General features: G+C 69.8%; 25 protein-coding genes and 1 pseudogene. 12 read left to right on the forward strand and 14 right to left on the reverse strand.

From position 1 onward, the window contains the following. The first annotated feature begins 21 nt into the window (after positions 1 to 21). A complete protein-coding gene (locus ACSJDX_RS13500; protein ID WP_378840122.1) occupies positions 22 to 228 on the forward strand; it encodes a cold-shock protein in 207 nt (68 codons plus the stop codon). A 204-nt stretch (positions 229 to 432) separates the two neighbouring features. Here the strand turns inward: ACSJDX_RS13500 and ACSJDX_RS13505 are convergent. Then, positions 433 to 597, reverse strand: a pseudogene (locus ACSJDX_RS13505) (putative quinol monooxygenase); the annotation flags it as partial. 63 nt (positions 598 to 660) lie between these two features. On the opposite strand from ACSJDX_RS13505, the gene ACSJDX_RS13510 reads away from it, so the two are divergent. The 4 genes from ACSJDX_RS13510 to ACSJDX_RS13525 all read left to right on the forward strand — a co-directional run bounded on the left by ACSJDX_RS13510 (position 661) and on the right by ACSJDX_RS13525 (position 4,066). Then, positions 661 to 1,590, forward strand: coding sequence for a 5'-3' exonuclease (locus ACSJDX_RS13510; RefSeq protein WP_438354992.1), 930 nt, complete (start codon positions 661 to 663; stop codon positions 1,588 to 1,590). A 200-nt stretch (positions 1,591 to 1,790) separates the two neighbouring features. Continuing rightward, complete coding sequence (locus ACSJDX_RS13515) at positions 1,791 to 2,972, forward strand: sensor histidine kinase (protein ID WP_438353162.1); 1,182 nt, start codon at positions 1,791 to 1,793, stop codon at positions 2,970 to 2,972. Then, positions 2,969 to 3,631, forward strand: a complete 663-nt coding sequence (locus ACSJDX_RS13520) for a response regulator transcription factor (protein ID WP_438353163.1) — start codon at positions 2,969 to 2,971, stop codon at positions 3,629 to 3,631. Before ACSJDX_RS13515 ends, ACSJDX_RS13520 begins: the two co-directional genes overlap by 4 nt. Positions 3,632 to 3,760: 129 nt before the next feature. After that, positions 3,761 to 4,066 carry an SHOCT domain-containing protein gene (locus ACSJDX_RS13525; protein WP_438353164.1) on the forward strand — a complete coding sequence of 102 codons (306 nt, stop codon included), beginning with the start codon at positions 3,761 to 3,763 and terminating at the stop codon, positions 4,064 to 4,066. 46 nt (positions 4,067 to 4,112) lie between these two features. Here ACSJDX_RS13525 and ACSJDX_RS13530 read toward each other — a convergent pair whose 3' ends face one another. Then, positions 4,113 to 5,111: a PHP domain-containing protein gene (locus tag ACSJDX_RS13530; protein ID WP_438353165.1), complete on the reverse strand. Its 999-nt coding sequence runs from the start codon at positions 5,109 to 5,111 to the stop codon at positions 4,113 to 4,115. Between the two features lie 25 nt (positions 5,112 to 5,136). After that, positions 5,137 to 6,204, reverse strand: coding sequence for an anthranilate phosphoribosyltransferase (gene trpD / locus ACSJDX_RS13535; RefSeq protein WP_438353166.1), 1,068 nt, complete (start codon positions 6,202 to 6,204; stop codon positions 5,137 to 5,139). A gap of 188 nt (positions 6,205 to 6,392) precedes the next feature. Here trpD and ctaE point away from each other — a divergent pair, with 188 nt between their 5' ends. The 5 genes from ctaE to ACSJDX_RS13560 all read left to right on the forward strand — a co-directional run bounded on the left by ctaE (position 6,393) and on the right by ACSJDX_RS13560 (position 11,369). Beyond that, positions 6,393 to 7,037, forward strand: coding sequence for an aa3-type cytochrome oxidase subunit III (ctaE, locus tag ACSJDX_RS13540; RefSeq protein WP_438353167.1), 645 nt, complete (start codon positions 6,393 to 6,395; stop codon positions 7,035 to 7,037). A gap of 19 nt (positions 7,038 to 7,056) precedes the next feature. Beyond that, positions 7,057 to 7,857, forward strand: coding sequence for a cytochrome bc1 complex diheme cytochrome c subunit (qcrC, locus tag ACSJDX_RS13545; RefSeq protein WP_438353168.1), 801 nt, complete (start codon positions 7,057 to 7,059; stop codon positions 7,855 to 7,857). Between the two features lie 37 nt (positions 7,858 to 7,894). Beyond that, positions 7,895 to 8,974, forward strand: coding sequence for a cytochrome bc1 complex Rieske iron-sulfur subunit (gene qcrA, locus ACSJDX_RS13550; RefSeq protein ID WP_438353169.1), 1,080 nt, complete (start codon positions 7,895 to 7,897; stop codon positions 8,972 to 8,974). Continuing rightward, complete coding sequence (gene qcrB, locus ACSJDX_RS13555; protein ID WP_438353170.1) at positions 8,971 to 10,794, forward strand: cytochrome bc1 complex cytochrome b subunit; 1,824 nt, start codon at positions 8,971 to 8,973, stop codon at positions 10,792 to 10,794. The genes qcrA and qcrB overlap by 4 nt, the downstream gene beginning before the upstream one ends. 158 nt (positions 10,795 to 10,952) lie before the next feature. Further along, positions 10,953 to 11,369: a rhodanese-like domain-containing protein gene (locus tag ACSJDX_RS13560; RefSeq protein ID WP_438353171.1), complete on the forward strand. Its 417-nt coding sequence runs from the start codon at positions 10,953 to 10,955 to the stop codon at positions 11,367 to 11,369. Between the two features lie 63 nt (positions 11,370 to 11,432). Here ACSJDX_RS13560 and ACSJDX_RS13565 read toward each other — a convergent pair whose 3' ends face one another. From ACSJDX_RS13565 to ACSJDX_RS13585, 5 genes are all read right to left on the reverse strand, one after another. Beyond that, a complete protein-coding gene (locus tag ACSJDX_RS13565; protein WP_438353172.1) occupies positions 11,433 to 11,867 on the reverse strand; it encodes a cytochrome c oxidase subunit 4 in 435 nt (144 codons plus the stop codon). Beyond that, on the reverse strand, positions 11,867 to 13,630 hold the full coding sequence (gene ctaD, locus ACSJDX_RS13570) for an aa3-type cytochrome oxidase subunit I (RefSeq protein WP_438353173.1): 1,764 nt from the start codon (positions 13,628 to 13,630) through the stop codon (positions 11,867 to 11,869). The genes ACSJDX_RS13565 and ctaD overlap by 1 nt, the downstream gene beginning before the upstream one ends. Further along, positions 13,630 to 14,535, reverse strand: coding sequence for an aa3-type cytochrome oxidase subunit II (gene ctaC / locus ACSJDX_RS13575; protein ID WP_438353174.1), 906 nt, complete (start codon positions 14,533 to 14,535; stop codon positions 13,630 to 13,632). Before ctaC ends, ctaD begins: the two co-directional genes overlap by 1 nt. Before the next feature lie 179 nt (positions 14,536 to 14,714). Next, positions 14,715 to 15,080, reverse strand: coding sequence for a HesB/IscA family protein (locus ACSJDX_RS13580; protein WP_438353175.1), 366 nt, complete (start codon positions 15,078 to 15,080; stop codon positions 14,715 to 14,717). A 128-nt stretch (positions 15,081 to 15,208) separates the two neighbouring features. Then, entirely contained in the window at positions 15,209 to 16,603 is a 1,395-nt protein-coding gene (locus ACSJDX_RS13585; protein ID WP_438353176.1) for a dipeptidase, read from the reverse strand. A gap of 46 nt (positions 16,604 to 16,649) precedes the next feature. Here ACSJDX_RS13585 and ACSJDX_RS13590 point away from each other — a divergent pair, with 46 nt between their 5' ends. Beyond that, on the forward strand, positions 16,650 to 17,231 hold the full coding sequence (locus ACSJDX_RS13590) for a DUF3043 domain-containing protein (protein WP_438353177.1): 582 nt from the start codon (positions 16,650 to 16,652) through the stop codon (positions 17,229 to 17,231). Between the two features lie 27 nt (positions 17,232 to 17,258). Here ACSJDX_RS13590 and ACSJDX_RS13595 read toward each other — a convergent pair whose 3' ends face one another. The 5 genes from ACSJDX_RS13595 to dnaE form a co-directional block, all read right to left on the reverse strand. Beyond that, positions 17,259 to 18,287, reverse strand: a complete 1,029-nt coding sequence (locus ACSJDX_RS13595; protein WP_438353178.1) for a quinone-dependent dihydroorotate dehydrogenase — start codon at positions 18,285 to 18,287, stop codon at positions 17,259 to 17,261. Between the two features lie 10 nt (positions 18,288 to 18,297). Next, entirely contained in the window at positions 18,298 to 18,798 is a 501-nt protein-coding gene (gene nrdR / locus ACSJDX_RS13600) for a transcriptional regulator NrdR (RefSeq protein ID WP_438353179.1), read from the reverse strand. 12 nt (positions 18,799 to 18,810) lie between these two features. After that, positions 18,811 to 20,112, reverse strand: a complete 1,302-nt coding sequence (hisD, locus tag ACSJDX_RS13605; protein WP_438353180.1) for a histidinol dehydrogenase — start codon at positions 20,110 to 20,112, stop codon at positions 18,811 to 18,813. Between the two features lie 65 nt (positions 20,113 to 20,177). After that, positions 20,178 to 21,176: a hypothetical protein gene (locus tag ACSJDX_RS13610; protein ID WP_438353181.1), complete on the reverse strand. Its 999-nt coding sequence runs from the start codon at positions 21,174 to 21,176 to the stop codon at positions 20,178 to 20,180. Positions 21,177 to 21,249: 73 nt separating this feature from the next. After that, positions 21,250 to 24,717: a DNA polymerase III subunit alpha gene (gene dnaE, locus ACSJDX_RS13615; protein ID WP_438354993.1), complete on the reverse strand. Its 3,468-nt coding sequence runs from the start codon at positions 24,715 to 24,717 to the stop codon at positions 21,250 to 21,252. A gap of 169 nt (positions 24,718 to 24,886) precedes the next feature. Here dnaE and ACSJDX_RS13620 point away from each other — a divergent pair, with 169 nt between their 5' ends. Next, positions 24,887 to 25,360, forward strand: a complete 474-nt coding sequence (locus ACSJDX_RS13620) for an NUDIX hydrolase (RefSeq protein WP_438353182.1) — start codon at positions 24,887 to 24,889, stop codon at positions 25,358 to 25,360. Between the two features lie 3 nt (positions 25,361 to 25,363). Here ACSJDX_RS13620 and ACSJDX_RS13625 read toward each other — a convergent pair whose 3' ends face one another. Beyond that, the gene (locus ACSJDX_RS13625) at positions 25,364 to 25,939 is read right to left on the reverse strand and encodes a GNAT family N-acetyltransferase (protein ID WP_438353183.1); all 576 of its coding nucleotides are present in this window, start codon (positions 25,937 to 25,939) and stop codon (positions 25,364 to 25,366) included. Between the last annotated feature and the right edge of the window lie 18 nt (positions 25,940 to 25,957).

Below are 25,957 nucleotides of genomic sequence, written 5' to 3' on the forward strand. Positions count from 1 at the left end.
ACCTGAAGAAAGAAGAAGATCATGGCAACTGGAACCGTCAAGTGGTTCAACTCCGAAAAGGGCTACGGCTTCATCGCCCCGGCCGACGGCACCCCCGACGTGTTCGCGCACTACAGCGCGATCGTCTCGACGGGCGGCTTCCGCAACCTCGAGGAGAACCAGCAGGTCGAGTTCGACGTCGCGCAGGGCCCCAAGGGCCTGCAGGCGGAGAACATCCGCCCGCTCTGAATCGAGCCTCTCGACGGCCGTCCCGCTTCGGCGGGGCGGCCGTCGTCCTTTGCGGTCGCTGTCGCTACTCCGGGCGCAGCGGCGAGCCCACGACCTCGAAGCTCGTCCCCCCGAGGTCGTCGGTGAGCAACGGCATCGCCTCCGCGTCGCGGCGCGGACCGACGGATGCCCGAGCGACGCATGGTGGGCCTCGGCCGAGGTCCACAGCTCTGCGACGTAGACCCGGTCGGGCTCGTCGTCGGAGTAGCCGACCTCGTAGAGGAGGCATCCGAGCTCCGCGAGATCGCCGCCGGGGCGGGTGAGCAGGCGGATCAGCTCGTCACGCTTGCCCGGCTGCACGCCGAGGTGACCGATGTTCGCGAACGTCATGCCGCGAGTCTGGCATCCGCCGCGGACACCCGGCCGACCGGCTCGTCCTGCCAGACTGAACCCGTGACCGACCGACTGATGCTGCTCGACTCCGCGTCCCTGTACTTCCGTGCGTTCTACGGGGTGCCCGACACGGTCAAGGCGCCGGACGGGTCGCCGGTGAACGCGGTGCGCGGCTTCCTCGACATCATCACGAAGCTCGTCTCCACCTACCGCCCCACCCACCTGATCGCGTGCTGGGACGACGACTGGCGACCGCAGTGGCGGGTCGATCTCATCCCGACGTACAAGACGCACAGGGTCGCCGTCGTCGTCGAGGCGGGACCCGATGTCGAGGTGGTGCCCGATCCGCTCGAGGTGCAGGTGCCGGTGATCCGCGAGGCGCTCGGCGCGCTCGGCATCCCGATCGTGGGGGCCGCCGCCCACGAGGCCGACGATGTCATCGGCACCCTCTCGACCACGGCGACGATGCCGGTCGACATCGTCACGGGCGATCGCGACCTCTTCCAGCTCGTCGACGACGCCCGCGACGTGCGCGTGGTGTACACCGCCCGCGGGATGAGCAACCTCGAGGTGCTCACCGACGCCTCCGTGGTGGCGAAGTACGGGGTGCTGCCGAGTCAGTACGCCGATTTCGCCACGCTGCGGGGCGACTCGTCCGATGGGCTCCCCGGGGTCGCCGGGATCGGCGAGAAATCGGCGGCCACCCTCCTCGCCGCGCACGGCGACATCGCCGGGATCATCGCCGCCGCCGACGCCGGCGAGGGGATGTCCGCCGGCGTGCGCGCCAAGATCGCGGCGGGGCTCCCCTACCTCGAGGTCGCACCGACCGTCGTGGCCGTGGTGCGCGACCTCGACCTCCCCGAGGTCGATGCTCAGCTGCGTCCGCTCGCCCCGCAGCAGCGGACGGATGCCTCGTCCCTCGCCGAACGGCGCGGGCTCGGCACCGCGATGGACCGCATCGTCGCCGCGCTCGACGCCGTCGGGAGCTGAGCGGACCGCACCCGCCGACCTCGGTCCGAGCTGCGGAGATCGGACGAGCAGCGGTCGCCACGCCGGCATCCGAACCGCTCCCCGGCCCGTCTCCGCTTCTCGGCCCTGCCTCAGACTCCGGAAACGTACTCCCGCGGGAGTACCCCGGGGCCTCCCCCGGTCAGACGGCGCACAGCCCGCCCGGGCGTAGCATCGAGCCCATGTCGGGCGCGAGGTGGATGGAGCGGACGGACGCGATCCCGGCGCGATTCCGTCCGCCGCCGCTCGTCACGCTCGTCGTCCCCGCCGCAGTCGCCTTCCTGGTGCAGGTGCCGGCCGCGGTCGCGGTCTCGCTGTGGCAGCGCGTGCCCCCGGGGTGGGCCGCCCTCAGCATCGGGCTCGCCGCGGCAACCGCTCTCGCCCTGCTCGCCGCCCGGCGCGCGCCGCAGGCGACCCTCGTGGCGGTGACCCTGCTCACCGGGCTCGACCTGTTCGTCCCGCCCGACGCCGGCCCGCCGTTCCTCGCGCTCGCCTTCGCGATCGTCGGCGCCGTCGTGCGCGGCGCACGGCTGTGGGCTCTGATCACCGTAGGGACGGCGTGGGTCGTCGCGATCGTGGTCGGCGGCATCCTCGGCACCGCGTGGCATCCGTTCCGCATCGCGGTGACGACGGTGCTGCTGGCGCTGTGCTTCGGTGTCGGCGAGGGGATCCGGCGTCGCTTCGAGCGCGCCGCGCTCCTGCGCACGCAGCTGCGCGAGCGGCGTCAGACGGCCGAGCAGGACGAACGCACGCGCATCGCCCGCGAGCTGCACGACGTGCTGGCCCACTCGCTCAGTCAGATCTCGGTGCAGTCCGGAGTGGGGCTGCACCTGTTCGATCGCGAACCCGAGAGCGCCCGCGAGGCGCTCGCCGCGATCCGCGGGCTCAGCGCGACCGGCCTCGACGAGGTGCGGGGGGTGCTGGCGTTCCTCCGCGGCGACGAGCTGCGCGACCCGCGCACCGCCCCGCTCACCCCGCAGCCCCAGCTCGCGCAGCTGCCCGCTCTGGCGGCGCAGCGCTCCGGGCTCGGGCTCACCGTGAGCCTCGACGACCGGCTCGGCGATGCCCTGCCGCCCAGCGCGGTGCAGACCGCCGCGTACCGCATCGCGCAGGAATCGCTCACCAACGTCGTGCGCCACTCCGCCGCGACCACGGCCCGGGTGACCCTCTCGCGCGACGGCGGCGACCTCCTCGTCTCGGTCGAGGACGACGGCGCCGGAATCGGCGCCGGGCAGGCGGAAGGCGGCGGCATCCGCGGAATGCGCGAGCGCGCGCTGCTGGCCGGCGGCTCTCTCGAGGTGGCGCCCGCCACGCGCAGCGGCACCGTCGTGACCGCGCGACTCCCCTGGACGGGCACGGCATGATCCGCGTCGCCCTCGCCGACGACCATCAGCTCGTGCGCGCCGGCTTCCGCGCGCTGCTGGACTCCGAGCCCGACATCGAGGTCGTCGTGCAGGCCTCCGGCGGAGAGGAGCTGCTGCGCGGCATCCGCTCCACGCCGGTGGATGTCGCGCTGCTCGACATCCGCATGCCCGACGGCGACGGGCTGTGGACGACCGAGCAGATCGCCGCCGATCCCGCCCTCGCGGGCGTACGCGTGGTGGTCGTCACGACGTTCGAGCTCGACGAATACGTCGCGCGGGCGATCCGCGCCGGCGCGGCGGGATTCCTCGTGAAGGACACCGAGCCGGTCGACCTCATCCGGGCCGTGCGGGTGGTCGCCGCCGGCGATGCGCTGCTGTCGCCGGGGATCACGCGGCGTCTACTGGAGCGCGCGGCGGCGGGACTGCGGGATGCCTCCCCCACCCGCCCGATCGACGGACTCACGGAGCGCGAGACCGAGGTGCTGCGCCTGGTCGGCCTCGGCATGTCCAACGACGAGATCGCCGTCGAGCTGTTCCTCTCGCCGCTCACGGCCAAGACGCACGTCTCGCGCATCATGCAGAAGCTGCACGCCCGCGACCGCGTGCAGCTGGTCGTGCTGGCCTACGAGTCCGGTCTCGTCGCCCCGGGCTGGCGCTGACGGCTCCCCCACTACTCCACCGGGAGCACGGGAGAACACTCCCGCGGGCGGATTCGCCGCGGCATCCACCGGCGTTGACTCGCAGAGGATCCGCGGCGACCGCCCGGATCTGTATCGAGAGGATGCCGAATGTCCCTGTCACTCGCGACCGCCGAGGTCGCCCACCACTTCGCCGGTCCCGGTTTCGGCTTCGGTCCGTGGTTCCTGCTGATCCCGCTGTTCTGGATCCTGCTGATCGTCGCCCTGTTCGCGATCTTCGGCCGACGCTGGCGGCGTGCCGCGCGGGCGAACGGCTACGGCCCGTACGGGCGGATGAACCCGACCCGCCAGGCCGAGATCACGCTCGCCGAGCGCTACGCGCAGGGCGACATCGACGAGGTCGAGTACCGCAAGCGCCTCGAGGTGCTCCGGGCGAACGCGCTGCCCACTCCGTGAGGCCGGACGCGGGGCGGGCGCACGCCCGCTCCGCGGTCACGACCGGTCACGGACGGCGCGCGGCGATCCAGTCGCGGAGCCGGTCGAGCGGCCACGTGGTGACGATGCGCTCGGAGGGCACCCCTGCCCGCTCCGCCCGCTCGGCGCCGTAGTCCAGCAGCGAGAGCTGTCCCGGGGCGTGCGCGTCGGAATCGATGGAGAAGAGGCATCCGGCCGCCATCGCGATCGCGATGAGCTCGTCGGGCGGATCCTGGCGTTCGGGGCGGGAGTTGATCTCGACCGCGACGTCGTGCGCGGCGCACGCGGCGAACACCGCGTGCGCGTCGAGCGCCGACGGCGGGCGCGTGCCGCGCGATCCCTCCACCAGCCGCCCGGTGACGTGGCCGAGCACGTCCATCCGTCCGCTCGAGATCGCCGCGACCAGTCGCCGCGTCATGGGCCCGCGCTCCATCCGCAGCTTCGAGTGCGCCGAGGCGACCACGACGTCGAGCTCGGCCAGCAGTCCGGGCTCCTGGTCGAGACCGCCGTCCTCGAGGATGTCGACCTCGATACCCGACAGCAGCGTGAACCCGTCGCCGGTGAACGCGCCGAGGAGCTCGCGCTGGGCGCGCAGCCGGTCGGCGGTCAGTCCGTTCGCGACGCGCAGGCGGGGCGAGTGGTCCGTGAGCGCGAGGTACTCGTGACCGAGCGCGCGCGCCGCGTCGACCATGAGATCGATCGAGGTGAGTCCGTCCGACCAGTCGCTGTGGCTGTGCAGGTCGCCCTTGAGGCTCGCGCGCAGAGTCGAAGTGCGCTGGACCCCGGCGCGTTCGCGCAGATCCGCCAGGTAGCCGGGGACCTCGCCCGCCAGCGCCTGCTGGATCACGGCGAAGGTCGAATCCCCGATCCCCTTGCGACGACGGAGGGATGCGGCATCCCGCAGCTCCTCGTCGCCGAGCCCTGTGACGGCGTCGGCCGCCGCCCGGAACGCCTTCGACTTGTAGCGCGACGACCGCTCGCGCTCGAGCAGGGTCGCGATCTCGGTGAGGGCGTCGAGCGGGTGCATGGTGGATTCCGGACGGATGCCGGGCTCAGGCCGCCCCGGCCAGCTCGCCGCTCACGCGCACCCAGTCGTCGAGCTTCGCCGCGGCACGACCGTCGTCGATCGCGGCCGCCGCCTCGTCGCGCGCCTCGGCCAGGCGCTCGAGGATCGGACGCTGCACCTGGGAGGCGTCCTGCGAGAGCCGGAACGCGACGATGCCCGCGGCGGTGTTCAGGAGCACGATGTCGCGCACCGGGCCGGTCTCGCCGCCGAGCACACGGCGGACGACGCCGGCGTTGTGCGCGGGGTCTCCGCCGAGCAGGTCGTCGATGTCGGCGAGCGGGATGCCGAGGTCGCGCGGGTCGAGATCATGCTCGTGGATGTCGCCGCGGCTGATCTCCCACAGCCTGCTGTGCCCCGTGGTGGTCAGCTCGTCGAGGCCGTCGTCGCCGCGGAACACCAGCGCGGTCGCGCCGCGCGTGCGGAACACCCCGGTGATGAGCGGCACGCGGTCGAGGTGCGCGACCCCGACGGCGTTGGCCTCGGCCCGCGCAGGGTTGCACAGCGGTCCGAGGAAGTTGAACACCGTCGGCACGCCGAGCTCGCTGCGGGTGGCCGCGGCATGCTTGAAGCCGGGGTGGAAGGCCGCGGCGTACGCGAACGTGATGCCGGTGCGGGCGAGCGTCTCCGCCACCACGTCGGGGGTGAGCGCGAGCGACAGTCCGAGGGCCGACAGCACGTCGGACGCTCCCGAGGCCGAGCTGGCCGCGCGGTTCCCGTGCTTGACGACGGGGATGCCGGATGCCGCCGCCACGACCGCGGACATCGTCGAGATGTTGACCGTGCCGAAGCGGTCGCCGCCCGTGCCGACGATGTCGAGCACGTTCGGGTCGACCGGCAGCGGCAGGGCCGCCTCGAGGATCGCGTCGCGGAAGCCGACGATCTCGTCGACGGTCTCTCCCTTGGCCCGGAGGGCGACGAGGAATCCGGCCAGCTGCGACGGGGTCGCCGCGCCCTTCATGACCTGGCGCATCGCCCATGTCGACTCCGACACGCTGAGGTCGCGCCGACCCAGCAGAGCGGTGAGGATTTCCGGCCAGGTGTGAAGGTCCGCCATGGTTCAAGAGCGTAGTGCGCACGCGCGAGGGGCGACGTTCCGGGCCTCCCCGCCGTCCGTCCGCGACTCTGCGGCGATCCATCGGCCTCTCACGGGTTCCTCCCGGCGACCTCCGAGGTGGTCCTCAGCGCGAACCGAGGCGGACCGATGCCTCGAGGTGCGAATATCCGGCGTCGAGATCGGCCATAATGGGGAGCGTGACGACCACGCCAGCGACCTACTCTCAGGCGATGCGTTCCGTCAAGCGGCCCGATCCGGTCGCTGTCGGAACCATCGTGTGGCTCGGCAGCGAGGTGATGTTCTTCGCGGGTCTCTTCGCGATCTACTTCACCCTCCGCAGCACCTCTCCCGGGCTGTGGGCGCAGGAGACCGAGCTGCTGAACGTGCCGTACGCGACGGTGAACACGATCGTGCTCGTGCTCTCGTCCGTGACGTGCCAGATGGGCGTGTTCGCCGCCGAGCGCTTCCAGCCCTACACGGTGAAGAAGAACTCGTTCTGGCAGCGCTGGGGCATGGTCGAGTGGTTCTTCCTCACCTTCGCCCTGGGCGCGATCTTCGTCTCCGGCCAGGTGTGGGAGTACGCCCAGCTGGTCGCCGAGGGCATGCCGATCAGCGCCAACTCCTACGCGTCGGCGTTCTACATCACGACCGGGTTCCACGCGCTGCACGTCACCGGCGGTCTCATCGCGTTCCTCCTCGTGATCGGCCGCGCCTACGCGGTCAAGAACTTCGGGCGCAAAGAGATGACCACCTCCATCGTCGTGTCGTACTACTGGCACTTCGTCGACGTGGTCTGGATCGCCCTGTTCCTCGTCATCTACTTCCTGAAATAAGAGCGGAGCACCACCCGATATGGCACGCGAGAAGAAGCGTCGCTCGACCGGTCGCCGGAGCCCCCTGGCCGCGGCCGCGCTGATCGGCATCGGCCTCCTGCTCACCGGCGGCGCGTATGCCGGTGCCTCCGCCGCGATGGCGTCGACCGGCCAGCCGGCGGCCAGCACCGCCCTGACCGCCGACGACGGCAAGAAACTGTTCCAGGCCAACTGCGCCACGTGCCACGGTCTCGACCTGCAGGGCACCGAGAACGGCCCGTCGCTCTACGGCGTCGGCGAGCTGTCGGTGCACTTCCAGGTGAGCACCGGGCGCATGCCGCTGCAGATGCAGGGGCCGCAGGCTCCGCAGAAGCCCGTGCAGTTCACCGAGGAGCAGATCGCCGCGATCGCCGCCTACGTGCAGTCGACCTCGCCGGGCCCGACCTTCCCGGCCGCACAGGTGCTCGACGCACAGGGCGACGCCGCCCACGGTGCCGAGCTGTTCCGCATCAACTGCGCGATGTGCCACAACGTCGCCGGTGCGGGCGGCGCACTGACCGAGGGCAAGTACGCCCCCAACCTGCACACCACGACCCCGCTGAACATGTACGCGGCGATGGTGACCGGTCCGCAGAACATGCCGGTCTTCAACGACATGAACCTGACGCAGGAGGAGAAGCGCGACATCATCTCCTACCTCGTCTACCTGCAGCAGAACGAGTCCCCCGGTGGGTTCAGCCTCGGCTCCCTCGGTCCCGTCTCGGAGGGCCTGTTCATCTGGATCTTCGGCATCGGCTCGCTGATCGCACTGACCGTGTGGATCACGGCCAAGTCGAACTGATCCCCTACTGACGACGCAAGGAACGACGAGGAGCACCATGGCACACGAGGATGACGCACTCGAGCACGAGAGGGCTTCCTGGAAGCCTTCCCCGGGGCTCGCGGTCGCTGTCAGCGACCCGGTGCAGCCCCCCGCGCTTCCGCCCCACCGCGAGCGGATGACCGACAAGGACCCCGCCGTGATGAAGCGGGCGGTCCGCACCGTCTACACGCTGTTCTACCTGTCCGCCGCCGCCAGCATCTGGGCGGTCGCCGCATACATGATCTTCCCGATCGAGAGCGGCCGGATCGTCGACATCCGCAACAACAACCTCTTCATCGGACTCGGCATCGCGCTGGCGCTGCTGGCCATCGGCATCGGTGCCATCCACTGGTCCAAGGCGATCATGTCCGACAAGGAGTTCATCGAGCCCCGTCACGCCACGCGTGGTCGCGACAGCACGCGCGAGGCGGTCGTGGCCGCCTTCGCCACCGCCGACGAGGAGTCGGGCTTCGGGCGTCGCGTGATGATCCGCAACTCGCTGTTCGCGGCGCTCGTCGCCTCGATCATCCCCGGCATCACGCTGTTCCGCGGTCTGGCGCCGCAGAGCAGCGCCGCGAACCCGATCGCCGGCGACCCGGTCGCCCTGCTCAGCCACACCATGTGGAAGAAGGGCATGCACCTGTCGCACGATCCGTCGGGCGAGCGCATCAAGGCATCCGACATCACCCTCGGCTCCGCGGTGCACGTGATCCCCGAGGAGCTCGCCTCGCTCGGCCACGAACAGGGCTACCTCGACGAGAAGGCCAAGGCCATCGTCCTGCTCATGCGGCTCCTCCCCGAGCAGCTCAACGAGGCCGACAACCGCAAGGACTGGTCGTACGACGGCATCGTGGCCTACTCCAAGGTCTGCACGCACGTCGGCTGCCCGGTCGCGCTCTACGAGCAGCAGACCCACCATCTGCTGTGCCCCTGCCACCAGTCGCAGTTCGACGTCGCCAACGGCGCCGCGGTGATCTTCGGACCCGCTGCACGCCCGCTGCCGCAGCTGCCCATCACCGTCGACTCCGAGGGCTACCTCGTCGCGCAGAGCGACTTCCTCGAACCGGTCGGCCCGAGCTTCTGGGAGCGTCATTGAGCACCGCGACCCACCCCCCTGAGAACCTGACGACGGCTCCCGCCCGTCCCGCCGACAAGCCGCTCGGCGGGCGCTTCGTCGCCGGTGCCGCCAGCTACATCGACGAGCGCACCAGCCTCTCCGGCATGGTGAAGGAGCTCGGACGCAAGATCTTCCCCGACCACTGGTCGTTCATGCTGGGAGAGATCGCGCTGTGGAGCTTCGTCGCGGTGCTGCTGTCGGGCACGTTCCTCACGTTCTTCTTCCAGGCGTCGATGGTGCCCACGCACTACGCCGGCGCATACATCCCGATGCGCGGCGTCGAGATGTCGGCCGCGCTCGACTCGAGCCTGCGGATCTCGTTCGACATCCGCGGCGGACTGCTGGTGCGCCAGATCCACCACTGGGCCGCTCTCGTCTTCGTCGCCGGCATCGGCGTGCACATGCTCCGCGTGTTCTTCACCGGTGCGTTCCGCAAGCCGCGCGAGCTCAACTGGGTCATCGGCTTCGTCCTGTTCATCCTCGCGATGGGCGAAGGCTTCACCGGCTACTCACTCCCCGACGACCTGCTCTCGGGCAACGGTCTGCGCATCATCGACGGCATGGTCAAGGGCATCCCGCTGATCGGCACCTGGATCTCGTTCCTCCTGTTCGGCGGGGAGTTCCCGGGCGAGGCGATCGTCGGCCGTCTGTACACGCTGCACATCCTGCTGCTGCCGGCGATCCTGGTCGGCCTGCTCGTGGTCCACCTCATGCTGATGGTGATCAACAAGCACACGCAGTTCGCGGGCCCCGCCCGCCGGAACGACAACGTCGTGGGCTACCCGATGATGCCGGTCTACATGTCCAAGATGGGCGGCTTCTTCTTCATCACGTTCGGTGTCATCGTGCTGATCGCCTCGCTGTTCACGATCAACCCGATCTGGAACTACGGTCCCTACGACCCCTCGCCGGTGTCGGCGGGAACGCAACCCGACTGGTACATCGGCTTCGCCGATGGAGCGCTGCGCCTCGTCCCACCGCACCTGGAGTTCGTGCTCTGGGATCGCACGTGGTCGTGGAACATCCTGCTTCCGCTCGGAATCCTCGGTCTGTTCATCGTGCTCGTGATGATCTACCCCTTCATCGAGGCGTGGATCACCGGCGACAAGCGCGAGCACCACATCGCCCAGCGTCCGCGCAACGCCGCCACCCGCACCGCCATCGGCGCGGCCGGTGTCACGTTCTACGCCGTGCTGTGGGCTGCCGCGTCCTCCGACATCATCGCGACGCACTTCCAGCTCACGATGGAAGGCGTCATCCACACCCTCCAGGCTCTCCTGATCATCGGCCCGATCATCGCGTTCTTCGTGACGAAGCGCATGTGCATCGCGCTGCAGAAGAAGGACCGCGAGATCGCCCTGCACGGCTACGAATCCGGTCGCATCGTACGTCTCCCCGGCGGCGAGTACATCGAGGTGCACCAGCCCGTCGACGAGTACGAGCGCTGGAAGCTCATCGGCTACGACACCAACGAGCCGCTCGTCGTCCGGCCGAACTCGCGCGGTCAGATCCCCTGGCACGAGAACGTGCGCGCCGGCATCTCGCGTTGGTTCTTCGAGGACCGTCTGACCCCGCTCTCGCAGACCGAGCTCGACGCGGCAGTCGCCCACCAGCACCACGCGCTGGAGCACATCGCGCACGACGAAGAGGCCGAGATCCAGGGCGCTCACGAGCGCGCGGGAGTCCCGGATGCTCCGCTGCACCCGATCGACGACGGACACAACTCCGAGACGGCCGTGCGCCCGACCAACGTCATCATCCCCGATGAGGACGACAAGGACGGCAAGTCCGGCGCCTGACCCGTCGCATCGCTGTCGAGACCCCCGCAGATCCATGATCTGCGGGGGTCTCGTCGTGCGATGGACGAGGTCCCTCCCGCCCGGACCGGCAGGAATCGGGTGGACCTTGTCCGCGGTGCCCCTCTCCCCTGCCGACGGCGTCTCCTAGCGTGGGACCCATGACCGACGCCATCTCGTTCTTCACCGCCAAGCTCTCGCACGAGACCGACCCCTCCGACGTGTACGCCGCTCAGAAGCGCGCGGATCCCTTCGTGCTCGTGGACGTGCGCGGGGATGCGGCGTGGGCGCAGGGGCACGTGGTGGGCGCCGTGCACATGCCCTACGCCGAGATCGCGACGCGGGCGCCGCACGAGATCCCCGCAGGGACCGAGGTGGTGGTCTACTGCTGGAGCCCCGGCTGCAACGCCGGCGCGAAGGGCGCGCTCGAGTTCGCTCGGCTCGGCTATCCGGTCCGCGAGATGATCGGCGGGTACGAGTACTGGGTGCGCGAGGGCCAGCCCGCCGTGAACGCGTCGGGCCCGCTTCCGCGCACGTTCGACCCGCTGGTCATGGTGGTGCATCAGGACGCCGTCTAGGAGCCCGCTCCGTGCACGAAGAAGGCCCCCGCACCGGCGGGGGCCTTCTGACGTCGAGGAGGATCAGCGCGCGAAGTAGCCGCGGTAGTACTCGTACACCCAGCCGACGATCGCGACGACGAAGATGGCCAGACCGATCGGGAACATCCAGGTGCCGACCGCGAGGCCGATCATGCCGATCGCCGCGGCGAACGCGAGCACGATGGGCCACCACGACCAGGGACTGAACTCGCCCAGCTCGGGGTCGCCGTCGTCGATGTCGGCGGTCAGGATGTCGGCCGGCAGCTCGCCGCCCTGTGCCTGGTGCACGCGCTGGATGTAGAAGGCGATCAGGCCGCCCATGAAACCCGTGAAGACGAGGGCGACGCTGCCGACCCACTCGATCGCGTGGTACCACGGCACATCGGGATGCGCGATGATGTTCCACGTCGTGTAGGCAGCGGCCACCAGCAGGAAGAAGACGGTGAGCAGCCACCACAGTCCGACATTGGTGCGCATTACTTGGCCTCTCCGGTCTCCACGTCCACCACAGGCGCGTCAGGCGCGTCCTTCGCGGGGCCCACGCCCACCGGCACGCCGGCCTCGGGGTGGTTCAGGTCGAACGCCGGACGCTCGCTGCGGATCCGCGGGATCGAGGTGAAGTTGTGGCGCGGCGGCGGACAGGATGTCGCCCACTCGAGCGATGCGCCGTAGCCCCACGGGTCGTTCACAGTGACCTTCGGCGCCTTGCGTGCGGTGATCCACACGTTGAACAGGAACGGGATCATCGAGGCGCCGAGGAGCATGGCGCCGATCGTGGAGATCTGGTTCTGCCAGGTGAAGCCGTCGGATGCGGCGTAGTCGGCGTAGCGACGCACCATGCCGTCGACACCCAGCCAGTGCTGGATGAGGAACGTCATGTGGAAGCCGATGAACAGCATCCAGAAGTGCACCATGCCCAGACGCTCGTTCAGCATGCGACCCGTCCACTTCGGCCACCAGAAGTAGAAGCCGGCGAACATGGCGAACACGACCGTGCCGAACACCACGTAGTGGAAGTGCGCGACGACGAAGTACGAGTCGGACAGGGCGAAGTCGAGCGGGGGCGAGGCGAGGATGACGCCGGTGAGCCCGCCGAAGACGAACGAGACGAGGAAACCGAGCGCGAACACCATCGGCGTCTCGAACGTCACCGACCCTCGCCAGAGCGTGCCGATCCAGTTGAAGATCTTCACGCCCGTGGGCACCGCGATCAACATCGTCATGAGCGCGAAGAACGGCAGCAGCACCGCCCCGGTGACGTACATGTGGTGGGCCCACACGGCGACCGAGAGCGCCGCGATGGCGATCGTCGCGTACACCAGGGTCTTGTACCCGAAGATCGGCTTCCGGCTGAACACTGGGAAGATCTCCGAGACGATGCCGAAGAACGGCAGCGCGATGATGTACACCTCGGGGTGGCCGAAGAACCAGAACAGGTGCTGCCACAGAAGCACACCGCCATTAGCCGGATCGTAGATGTGCGCGCCGAGCACGCGGTCGGCGGCAGCGGCGAGGATGGCGGCGGCGAGCACCGGGAACGCCATCAGGACCAGGATGCTGGTGATCAGCGTGTTCCACGTGAAGATCGGCATGCGCCACATCGTCATGCCGGGCGCGCGCATCGTGATGATGGTCGTGATGAAGTTGACCGCGCCGAGGATCGTGCCGAAACCGCTCATGCCCAGGCCGAGCATCCACAGGTTGCCGCCGGCGCCCGGCGAGAACGTGGCGCCCGCCAAGGGCTGATAGGCGAACCAGCCGAAGGCGGCCGCACCCTGCGGGGTGAGGAAGCCGGAGACGGCGATGGTCGAGCCGAACAGGAACAGCCAGAACGCGAAGGCGTTCAGACGCGGGAAGGCGACGTCGGGGGCGCCGATCTGCAGCGGCATGATCACGTTGGCGAAGCCGGCGAACAGCGGCGTCGCGAACATCAGCAGCATGATCGTGCCGTGCATCGTGAACAGCTGGTTGTACTGCTCCTTGGTGGGGATGATCTGCATCCCGGGCTCGAACAGCTCGGCGCGGATGATCAGCGCCATCACGCCGCCCAGCATGAAGAAGATCACCGAGGCGATCAGGTACATGTAGCCGATCGTCTTGTGGTCGGTGGAGGTGATCCACTTGACGATGATGTTGCCCTTCTCCTCCACGCGGGAGGAGCTGAGCAGCGCCGCCTGGCGCGGGGGCAGGGTGGTCGGGCGACCCGAGCTCTTCTCCTGCAGCGGAAGCGTCGTGGCCATCACTTGCCTTCCTTGGTGGTCGTCGTCGTCGCGCCCGTCCCCGGCTGGTTGGCCAGACGGTCGTATTCCTTGTTGATCGGGCCCGTGTTGCCGGCGTCGCGCAGGCTCGCGAGGTACGACTGGTACTCGGCGTCGCTGACGACCTTGACGTTGAACAGCATCGCGGAGTGGTACTCGCCGCACAGCTCGGCGCACTTGCCGGCGTACGTGCCCTCGCGGGTGGGCGTGAACGACCAGTAGTTGTCGCGCCCGATGTACATGTCCTTCTTGTACAGGAAGTCGATGATCCAGAACGAGTGGATCACGTCGCGCGACTGCAGGAGGATCTTCACCGACTTGTTCACTGGCAGGTACAGCGTGGGCAGGGCGTCCTGGTTGACGTCGCCGTTGGCGGCGGGCACCGCCTGCACGCCCATCGTCCAGACCGCGTCGGCGTTGTCGGACGCGGAGCCGTTGTACTGGAAGTCCCAGGCCCACTGCTTGCCGATCGCGGTGATCGACACGTCGGGGTTGGGCGTCTGCGTCTCGAGGGTCGTCTGGTCGCGCGCGGTGAAGGCGAAGAACCCGATCACGAGGATGAGGGGCACGACCGTGTAGAAGATCTCGATCGGCATGTTGTAACGCAGCTGGACCGGCAGGCCGGTCTGGCCCTTGCGACGGCGGTAGGCGATCGCCGCCCAGCCCATCAGGCCCCACGTCACGATGCCGACGACCAGCAGCACGATCCACGAGTTGACCCACAGTCCCGCGACCATCTCGGTGTGGTTGGTCGCGGCGGGCGCATTCGGGTCCTCGAAGCCCGGCAGGAAGCCGTGCAGCTCGGTGGGCGAGCATCCGGCGAGGATGACGGCCGTTGCGATCCCGAGGGGGAGAACAGCCCAGCGGATGCGGCGTTTCGACGGCACAGTGCACCTTTCCCGGGACATGAAGAGGACTCTGGTCAGTCTAGAGCAACCGCCCAGCGTATTCAGGCCATCCGCCCAGCTTGGCGCGTGTCCCGGAGCACGGAAAAGGCCGGGTCAGCGGGCGTCTGCACGCCTGCCGACCCGGCCCGAAATCCGTGGGTGTCGCGGGGACGGATGCCTCAGTGGAAGGAGTCTCCGCACGCGCAGCTGCCCGCGGCGTTGGGGTTGTCGATCGTGAAGCCCTGCTCCGAGATCGTGTCCTTGAAATCGATCGTGGCGCCGTCGAGGTACGGCACGCTCATCTCGTCGATGATCACCTCGACGCCGTCGAAGTCGACGGTGTTGTCGCCGTCGAGGAAGCGCTCGTCGAAGTACAGCTGGTAGATGAGGCCGGAGCATCCGCCGGGCTGCACGGCCACGCGCAGGCGGAGGTCGTCGCGACCCTCCTGCGTGAGCAGGCTCTTCACCTTCTCGCCGGCGGCGTCGGTGAGCAGCACGCCGTGCGCGCGCGCGGTCTGGTCGGTCGACAGTGCGGTGTCGGTCATGGCTCTCCTCGAGGCATCCGTGGAACGACCGCGCATCGCGCGATCGGGAGAGATTCTACGCCGCCCCGGGTGGGGATCGGCTCGGAACCCGCGGATCCACGAGGTACGGGCGGCGGCCGGCCGCCGCGTCAGAGCGTGCGCGCGTCGAGGCTCTCCAGAAGCAGCGCCTCGGAGACCACCGCGTGCCGGAAGGTGTCGAGGTGCAGCGACTCGTTGGGGCTGTGCGCCCGCGCGTGCGGGTCCTCGACGCCGGTCACGAGGATCTGCGCGCCGGGGAACTCGCGCACCAGATCGGCGATGAAGGGGATGGAGCCGCCTACGCCGATGTCGACCGGCTCGACCCCGTATCCGTCGCGCAGCGCATCGCGCACGGCGGCGACCGCCCAGCCCGACGTGTCCACGAGGAATCCGTCGCCGAGGTCGACGTCGGAGAACTCCAGCTGCGCGCCGAAGGGCGCGTGGGCGCGCAGATGGGCCTCGAGCGCCTCGTAGGCCTCCCGCGCGCTCTGACCGGGCGCGACGCGGGCGCTGATCACGACCGACACGACCGGCGCGAGGGTGTTGGATGCCTCGGCCACCGAGGTCGCGTCCACCCCGATGACGGTGACGGCCGGCTTGTTCCAGATCCGACCGAGGATCGTCCCGTCGCCCATCGGGCGGACCCCGTCGGGGAGTCCGGCCTCGTCGCGCAGGGTCTCCTCGGAGTACTCGGGGGTGGCGGCATCCCGCTCCCGCAGCCCGTCGACGGCCACCGAGCCCGCGTCGTCCCACAGCGTGGCGAGGAGCTTCACCGTCGCGGTCATGGCGTCGGGAACGGCGCCGCCGAACATGCCCGAGTGCGAGGCGTGCTCCAGGGTGCGCACGGTGACGGTGAAGCGCGCGTTGCCGCGCAGCGAGACCGTCAGCGCGGGCGTCTGGGAGTCCCAGTTGCCCGAATCTGCGACGACGATGACGTCGGAGCGCAGCGCGTCGGCGTTGTCCTCCAAGAATCGCGCGAACGAGCGCGAACCGTACTCCTCCTCGCCCTCGATGAACAGGGCGACTCCGAGGTCGAGGTCGTCGCCGACAGCCTCCTTCAGGGCGCGCAGGGCGGCGATGTGCGCCATCACCCCGGCCTTGTCGTCGGCGGCGCCGCGGCCGTACAGACGGCCGTCGCGCACGGTCGGCTCGAACGGCGGGGTCTCCCACAGCGTCTCGTCGCCGGGCGGCTGCACGTCGTGGTGGGCGTACAGCAGCACCGTGGGACGCCCGTTGCGGGCCGCCCGCGTAGCCAGCACGGCGGGCTGACCGTGCTGGTCGGTGCCCGGGATCGCGGCGGTCTTCACCTCGACGCGGTCGAAGATGCCGACGCCCTCGGCGAGGGCGGCGACCGCCTCGGCGCTGCGACGCAGCTGCGTCTGGTCGAACGCGGGCCACGCGATCGACGGGATGCGCACCAGCGCGCCGAGATCGGCGAGGGCGGAGGGGATTCCGGCGGTCGCGGATTCGCGCACCGCCTCGGACCGGGACAGCTCGGAGGACATGCGGGTAATCTTAACCAACCCCGTTCCGCACCCTGAGGATGTACCCGTGGCCAAGACGCCCCCCGCCCCCGCGCCCAACGATGCGCCGTCGGAGGGCACCGTCCTGAACGGCACGCCCACGGGGAAGGGTCGTGCCACGCCCTCCCGTGCCGAGCAGGAGGCCGCGCGCAAGCGCCCCCTCGTCCCCGACACCAAGGAGGCGAAGGCCCGCGCCCGCAGCGACCTGGCCGCGCAGCGCGAGAAGGCGCGCCTGGGCATGGCCGCGGGCGATGACAAGTACCTGCCGGTGCGCGACAAGGGCCCGCAGCGACGGTTCGTGCGCGACTTCGTCGACGGCGGCTTCCACCTCGGCGAGGCGGTCATGCCCGCCATGGTCCTGGTGATCGTCGCGACGTTCGTGCCGTTCGCGCCGGTGCAGTACTACTCGTTCATCGCGCTGTGGATCTTCATCCTCTTCGTCATCGGCGACATGATCATCACCTCGATCCGGGTCAAGCGCGCCGCACGCGAGAAGTTCGGCGAGCGGACGGAGAAGGGCCTCGGATGGTACGGCGCGATGCGCACCATCCAGATGCGCTTCATGCGCCTTCCCAAGCCGAAGGTCAAGCGCGGCGGACGCCCGGTCTGACCTCGTTCGACGGAGGCGCGCTCGCGCTCAGATGCCGGTGCGCGCGAGCTCGCGGCTGATCTGACGCGCCCACAGCGGTCCTCGGTAGAGGAAGGCCGTGTAGCCCTGCACCAGGGTCGCACCGGCGGCGAGGCGCTCACGCACGTCGGCACCGCTCTCCACGCCGCCCACCGAGATCACGCAGAAGTCCGGCGGGACGACCGCCCGCACGATCCGCAGCACCTCGAGCGAGCGGGCCTTCAGCGGCGCGCCCGACAGGCCGCCCGCTCCGGCCGCGGCGACGACCGAGGCATCCGTGCGCAGTCCGTCGCGGGAGATGGTCGTGTTGGTCGCGACGAGCCCCGCCAGCCCCAGGTCGACGGCGAGCGAGGCGACCGCCTGCACCTCGTCGTCGGGCAGGTCGGGGGCGATCTTCACCAGCAGGGGCGTCGCGCCGGCGGCGTCGCGCACAGCCTGCAGCAGCGGCCGAAGAGTCTCGACCGCCTGGAGCCCCCGCAGTCCGGGGGTGTTCGGGGAGGAGACGTTGACCACGAGGTAGTCGGCGAGGGGCGCGAGCACCGTCGTGCTGCGCACGTAGTCGGCGGTCGCGGCGGCGACGTCGATCACCCGGCTTTTGCCGATGTTGACGCCCACGACCGTGCGGCGCGGGCTGCGTCGCAGCCGTCGCAGCCGGAGGGATGCCGCATCCCCTCCCCCGTTGTTGAAGCCCATCCGGTTGATCACGGCGCGATCGGGGATGAGGCGGAACAGCCGCGGACGAGGGTTGCCGTCCTGCGGGATCGCGGTGATCGTGCCCACCTCGACATGGCCGAAGCCGAGCGCCTCGAGCCCGCGTACGGCGACGGCGTCCTTGTCGAACCCGGCGGCCACGCCGAACGGCGAGTCGAACTCGAGTCCGAGGGTGCGCACCCGCAGGTTCGCGGCGGGACGCGTGAGCGCGCGGGTCGCCCATGACAGCGGAGGGATGCCGAGGACGCGGATCACGGCCATCGCCGCGTGGTGCGCCGTCTCGGGGTCCATGCGGGACAGGACGGTGCGGAAGAGCAGGGGATACATCCCCGCCAGGCTACCGGGCCGCGGCGCTCTCCCCCGGCGCGGCGGTCCCGTCCTCGTGGGACGCGGCGTGGTCGGCGCGCAGCTGACCGATCGCCGCCTCGAAGTCCTCCAGGGAGTCGAAGGCCTGGTAGACGCTGGCGAACCGCAGGAACGCGACCTCATCGAGCTCGCGCAGCGGGCCGAGGATCGCCAGTCCGATCTCGTTCGTGTCGATCTGCGAGGCCCCCGTCTGGCGCACCGCCTCCTCGACCTTCTGGGCGAGGACGGCGAGGTCGGCATCCGTCACCGGCCGCCCCTGGCACGCTTTGCGCACGCCCGACATGACCTTCTCCCGACTGAACGACTCGACCACCCCGGAGCGCTTGATCACGTTGAGGCTCGCGGTCTCGATCGTCGAGAAGCGCCCTCCGCACTCGGGGCACTGACGACGACGACGGATGCTGAGCCCGTCGTCGCTCGTGCGGGAATCGATCACACGCGAATCGGGATGGCGGCAGAAGGGGCAGTGCATGGCACCGACAGACTACGCCTGGAAGCGCGCCTCGACCGCCTCGCCGTGCGCGGGGAGCGCCTCGGCGTCGGCGAGGGCGACGATGCGTTCGCGCACCTCCGCCAAGGCGGCGCGGTCGTACTCGATGATCTGCTGCGGACGGAGGAAGGTGCTCGCCGACAGTCCCGATCCGTAGCGCGCCTGCCCGCCGGTGGGCAGCACGTGATTGCTGCCGGCGAGGTAGTCGCCGAGGCTCACCGGCGAGAAGTCGCCGACGAAGATCGCGCCGGCGTGCACGAACTCCTCCGGGCGCGGATCGGCCAGATGCAGCTCGAGGTGCTCGGGGGCGTAGGCGTTGCTCAGCGCGGTCGCGGCGGCCAGGTCGTCGACCAGGATCACGGCCGATTGCGGTCCGGCGAGGGCGGCGGCGACACGCGCGCTGTGGCGGGTGAGCGGGGCGCGCGCGGAGATCTCCGCGGCGACGGCGACCGCCAGGGTCTCGGACGCGGTCACGAGCACCGCGGCCGCCTGCTCGTCGTGCTCGGCCTGGCTGATCAGGTCGGCCGCGACCAGACCCGGGTCGGCCGTGTCGTCGGCGACGATGAGGATCTCCGTCGCCCCGGCCTCGGCGTCGGTGCCCACCAGTCCCGCCACCGCGCGCTTGGCGGCGGCCACGAAGTTGTTGCCGGGCCCGGTGACCACGTCGACCGGCTCGAGGCCGAGCGATCCGACGCCGTGCGCGAATGCGCCCACCGCGCCGGCTCCGCCCATCGCGTACACCTCGCTGACGCCGAGGAGCCGCGCCGCGGCCAGGATGACGGGGTGCACGCGACCGTCGTGATCGCGCTGCGGCGGCGACGCCAGGGCGACCTCGCCGACACCGGCCACCTGCGCGGGGACCACGTTCATCACGACGCTCGACGGGTAGACCGCCTTGCCGCCGGGCACGTACACGCCCACCCGGCGCACCGGCTGCCAGCGCTGCACGACGCGCGCGCCCGGAGCGAGCTCGGTCGTGCGGGCGGGCGGCACCTGCGCGGCCGAAGCCGTCCGCACGCGGCGGATCGCCTCCTCCAACGCCGCGCGCACCGTCGGGTCGAGTGTGTCGAGGGCCTCATCGAGGTGCGCGGCCGGAACGCGGAGGTCGTGACCGGTCACTCCGTCGAAGCGGGCGGCCTGATCGCGCAGCGCCGTCTCGCCCTCGGCGGCGACCGCGTCCACGATCGCCGCGGCCGCCGTGAGGGCTGCCTCCCGGGCCTCGGTGGCCCGCGGAACGGTGGCCAGCAGTTCGGCCGCGGACAGGGCGCGCCCGCGCAGATCGATGGTGCGAAGCATCCGTCCAGGCTACCGGCTCAGCATCGGACCACCCGGCGGCAGGAGGGGGCCAGGGACGAGCGGAGTCAGCCGCGCGTGACGCCCGTGACGTCGTGGAGGTAGCCCACCCGGCCGTCTTCGTGGCGCACCACGAAGCTCGACCCGCGGTCCTCGATCACCAGGGCCCACGCCGACGGGCCGACCCGGAAGATCGGCACCCCGCGGTCGTCGAGCACGTCGCGCTCGACCGGTGCGAGTGCCCAGAACGCCTGGTGCGACGTCTGCACGGGCGCCGCCGGAGCGGGCTCGTACGTGTCGCGGGTGTGCACCGGAGTCCAGACGTCCTCCTCACCGGTGGGCGTCTGCGCCGCCGTGAGCCGCGTGCTGACAGCGGTGTCGTTGAGGTCGGCGAGCGGTCCGGTCGGGAACACGTCGTACGCGGTCGTCGCCGGAGCCTGCTCGGCGTCGGGCGCGTCGACCGCGGTCGGAGCGGGCGTCGGACGCGGTGCGACCGGACGCGGGACGACGGGGCGCGCCGCGCGCGCGTTGCGGTGGGCGGGCTCGTCGGGGCGCTCGCGGAAGTCGTCGGAGAGCACGGGGATGAACGGCGCGAAGACCGTGAGGGCGACACCCGCGAGCATCGCGACGAATTCGACCCAGACCACCCAGGTCGCCAGGAACACCGTGGTGCTGCCCAGCGCGACGAAGGCGCCCCAGATCGTCGTCAGCCACAGCACCGCCGCCACCGAGAAGGCCACCGAGGCGAACTGGTCGACGCCGAGCGACCCGACTCGGCGGATGCCGTCGGGCGAGAACCGGCGCAGCACGATGAGGAACACCGCCGCCGTGGGCACGCCGATGCGCAGCACCCATTCGATGCCGCTCCCCCAGATGGAGGCCGCGCCGCCGAAGACGCCGTAGACCGGGAAGAAGGACACGACGAACGCGACCAGCCACACCGCGAGGATCGCGACCTCGCGGATCGAGAACGGCCCGAGCCCGTACTGCGGCTCGGTCGCGACCGCGGCGACCCCTTCCTGCTCGGTCTCCGCGTCGGCCTGTTCGTTCCACTGATCGTCGGTCACGATCGTCCTCTCCGGTCGTTCGGGCACGACACGAATCGCGATATTACCTACGGGACATGAGACTGAAATGAGATCAGCCGAGGCACTGCGGCCCGAGCAGGCCCTTCAGCTCGCCGTACAGATCGGCCGTCACGCGCACGGGATGCGGCACCTCGAAAACCTTCGCCACCGCACCTTTGTGCAGGCGCAGCGTCACCTCGGTGTCCCCCCGATGACGGGCCAGCACCTCGGCGAGATCGGTGACGAGAGCCTCGGTCGCACGATGCTCGGGCATCATGAGCACGAGCGGGCCCGAGGCATCCATCGATCCCAGATCGGGCGAGAACGCGGACTGCGCGTGCAGGTTGAGTCCGTCGTCACGACGCGACACACGACCCCTCACCACGAGGATCGCGTCGCCCTGCAGCATGCTCGCGAACTCGGTATAGGTCTTGCCCATGAACATCACGGTGACCTCGCCGTTGAAGTCCTCGACGGTGATCATGCCGTAGGGGTTGCCGCTCTGCTTGGCGACCCGGTGCTGCACGCTCGTGACGAGGCCGGCGACGGTGACCTGATCGCCGTCGTTCACGTCCTCGGACGAGAGGAGGTCGTGGATGCTGGTGGAGGCGTGCTTGGCGAGCGGCACCTCCAGGCCGGCCAGCGGGTGGTCGGACACGTAGAGCCCGAGCATCTCCCGCTCGAAGGCGAGCTTGTCCTTCTTGGTCCACTCCGGACGCTCGGGCACCTTCGTCACCTGCTGGGGCTCGTCGTCGCCCCACAGGCTGTCGAAGTCGAACCCGACCTCGCCGTTCGCCTCGCGGCGCTTGTCGAGCACCGCCTGCTCGGTGGCATCCTCGTGGATCTCCATCAGGGCCCGCCGGGTCGAGCCGAGCGAGTCGAACGCGCCGGCTTTGATCAGCGATTCGACGGTGCGCTTGTTGGCCACATGGGCGGGCACCTTGCCGAGGAAGTCGTGGAAGTCGGCGAAGCCGCCCTCACGCGTCGCGACGATGCCGTCGACCACGTTCGTGCCGACGTTGCGCACGGCGCCGAGCCCGAAGCGGATGTCTTCGCCGACGGCGGCGAAGTAGCGGATCGACTCGCCCACGTCGGGCGGCAGCACCTTGATGCCCATGCGCCGGCACTCGTTGAGGTAGACCGCCATCTTGTCCTTGGAGTCACCCACGCTCGTCAACAGGGCGGCCATGTACTCGGCCGGGTAGTGGGCCTTCAGGTACGCCGTCCAGTACGACACGAGGCCGTAGGCGGCGGAGTGGGCCTTGTTGAAGGCGTAGTCGGAGAAGGGCAGCAGGATGTCCCACAGCGCCTGGACCGCCGCCTCGCCGTAGCCGCGCTCCTTCATGCCGCCCGAGAATCCCTCGTACTGCTTGTCGAGCTCGGACTTCTTCTTCTTGCCCATGGCGCGGCGGAGGATGTCGGCCTGCCCGAGAGAGAAGCCGGCCACCTTCTGCGCGATCGCCATCACCTGCTCCTGATAGATGATCAGGCCGTAGCTGATGTCGAGGATGTCGCGCAGCGCCTCTTCGAGCTCGGGGTGGATGGGCGTGACGTCCTGCTGGCCGTTCTTTCGCAGCGCGTAGTTGATGTGCGAGTTCGCGCCCATCGGGCCCGGTCGGTACAGCGCGATGACGGCGGAGACGTCTTCGAAGTTGTCGGGCTTCATCAGCCGCAGCAGCGAGCGCATCGGACCGCCGTCGAGCTGGAACACGCCCAGCGTGTCACCGCGGGTGAGCAGCTCGTAGGCGTCGCGGTCGTCGAGGGCGAGGTGCTCGAGATCGAGCTCCTCCCCCCGGTTCATGCGGATGTTGTCGAGGGCGTCGGAGATGATCGTGAGGTTGCGCAGCCCCAGGAAGTCCATCTTGATCAGACCGAGCGACTCGCAGGAGGGGTAGTCGAACTGCGTGACGATCTGCCCGTCCTGCTCGCGGCGCATGATCGGGATGATGTCGAGGAGCGGCTCGCTCGACATGATGACGCCGGCCGCGTGCACGCCCCACTGACGCTTCAGCCCCTCGAGGCCGAGGGCGCGGTCGAAGACGGTCTTGGCCTCGGGGTCGGTGTCGATGAGGGCGCGGAACTCGGAGGCCTCCTTGAAGCGCGCATGGTCCTTGTCGAACATGCCGCCGAGCTCCATGTCCTTGCCCATGACCGCCGGCGGCATGGCCTTGGTGAGCCGCTCCCCCATGCTGAACGGGAAGCCGAGAACACGACCGGCGTCCTTCAGCGCCTGCTTCGACTTGATCGTGCCGTACGTGACGATCTGCGCCACGCGCTCGGAGCCGTACTTGGCGGTGACGTAGTCGATCACCTCGCCGCGGCGGCGGTCGTCGAAGTCGACGTCGAAGTCGGGCATCGAGACGCGGTCGGGGTTGAGGAAGCGCTCGAAGATGAGGCCGTGCTCGAGCGGGTCGAGGTCGGTGATGCGCATGGCGTAGGCGACCATCGACCCGGCGCCGGATCCGCGGCCGGGACCCACGCGGATGCCGTTGTCCTTGGCCCAGTTGATGAAGTCGGCCACGACGAGGAAGTAACCGGGGAAGCCCATCTGCAGGATGATGCCGGTCTCGTACTCGGCCTGCGCCCGCACCTTGTCGGGGATGCCCGCGGGGTAGCGGTAGTGCAGTCCGGCCTCGACCTCTTTGATCAGCCAGCTGTCCTCGGTCTCACCGTCGGGAACCGGGAAGCGCGGCATGTAGTTGGCACCGATGTTGAACTCGACGGCACACCGCTCGGCGATGAGCAGCGTGTTGTCGCACGCCTCGGGGTGGTCGCGGAAGATCTGCCGCATCTCCTGCGCGGTCTTGATGTAGTAGCCGTCGCCGTCGAACTTGAACCTGTTCGGGTCGTCGAGGGTCGAGCCCGACTGCACGCACAGGAGCGCCGCGTGGGCGTCGGCCTCGTGCTGGTGCGTGTAGTGCGAGTCGTTGGTCGCCACGAGGGGGATGTCGAGATCCTTCGACAGGCGCAGCAGGTCGGTCATGACCCGTCGCTCGATCGACAGGCCGTGATCCATGATCTCGGCGAAGTAGTTCTCCTTGCCGAAGATGTCCTGGAACTCCGCCGCCGCCGCGCGCGCCGCGTCGTACTGCCCGAGCCGCAGGCGCGTCTGCACCTCGCCCGACGGGCATCCGGTCGTCGCGATGAGCCCCTTGCCGTAGGTCTCGAGCAGCTCGCGGTCCATGCGCGGCTTGAAGTAGTACCCCTCCATGCTCGACAGCGAGCTGAGCCGGAACAGATTGTGCATGCCCTCGGTGGTCTGGCTCCACATCGTCATGTGGGTGTAGGCGCCCGAGCCCGAGACGTCGTCGCTCTTCTGCTCGGGCGTTCCCCATGCGACGCGCGACTTGTCGCTGCGGTGGGTGCCTGGCGTGACGTACGCCTCCAGGCCGATGATGGGGTTGACCCCCGCGGCCTTCGCCGCGTTGTAGAACTCGAACGCGGCGAACGTGTTGCCGTGGTCGGTCACCGCGATCGCGGGCATGCCGTACTCGGCGGCCGCCTTCGTCATCGCGCCGATCTTGGCCGCACCGTCGAGCATGGAGTACTCGCTGTGCACGTGCAGATGGACGAAGGAATCGGATGCCACGGATCGAGTCTACGAACCGGCACCGACACCGGCGCGGCCGCGCGGGCGAGTCGGGCGCGAGGGCGGCCAGGTCGCCTCACCTTCGAGTCGAGGGTGAGACATGCGCCCGTAGTCTGGGCCCATGCCCACCCCGGATTTCGTGCTCGCCCTGCGTGAGAAGATCGGCCACGCCCCGCTGTTCCTCGCAGGGGTGACGGCGGTGGTGTTCCGCGACGAGAAGGTTCTGCTCGGCCGACGCAGCGACAACGGCGCACTAACCCCGGTGACCGGCATCGTCGATCCCGGCGAGGAGCCGGCGGATGCCGCGGCCCGGGAGGCGCTCGAAGAGGCCGGCGTGGTCATCCGCGTCGACCGTCTCGCGTGGGTGCACCAGATCCCACGGGTCACGTACGACAACGGCGACCAGAGCGACTACCTCGACCTCACGTTCCGCTGCACGTGGGTGTCGGGCGACCCGTATCCGGTCGACGGGGAGATGAGCGAGGTCGGCTGGTTCGACCTCGATGCGCTGCCGGCCATGGACGCGGAGATGCGCCGTCGGGTCGCCGCCGCGATCGCTGAGGACGACGACACGCGCTTCGAGGGCGGTCGCTGAGGGTCAGCGCAGGTCGAGTCGCATCACGACCCGGCGGAACTCGCCCCGCGTCGAGTCGGTGTCGGCGGCCTTGACGAAGCCTGCCGCCTCGAACATCCGGCGCGTCCCGACGAACGCGGAGATCGGGTCCACGCGCTGGTCGCCGGTGTCGACCGGATAGCCCTCCAGCACCGGGGCGCCCCCGTCGCGGGCGAACTCGATCGCACCCGCCAGCAGAGCGTGCGCGATCCCCCGCTTGCGGTGGCCGCCGCGCACCTTGAAGCACCATGCGCTCCACACCGGCAGATCGTCGACATGCGGGATCACGCGGCCGTGCGTGAACGCGTGCAGATCGGCGCGCGGGGCGACCGCCGCCCACCCGACCGGAACGTCGTCGTCGTACGCGACCACCCCGGGCGCGGGCTGGTGCGCGCACAGCCCGGCGACGTACGCGGCCTGGTCGAGCCCGCCCATTGCGCGACGCTCCGGATACGACAGCCGGTACGACAGGCACCAGCAGGAGGGCTTGGTGCGATCCCTCGGGCTCAGCAGGGTCGCGACGTCGTCGAAGACGTCGGCCGGACGCACGTCGAAGCTCATCCGCCCACTGTGCCCCAG

It is taken from the genome of Microbacterium fluminis (genome assembly GCF_051549805.1).
Classification (GTDB): Bacteria; Actinomycetota; Actinomycetes; order Actinomycetales; family Microbacteriaceae; genus Microbacterium.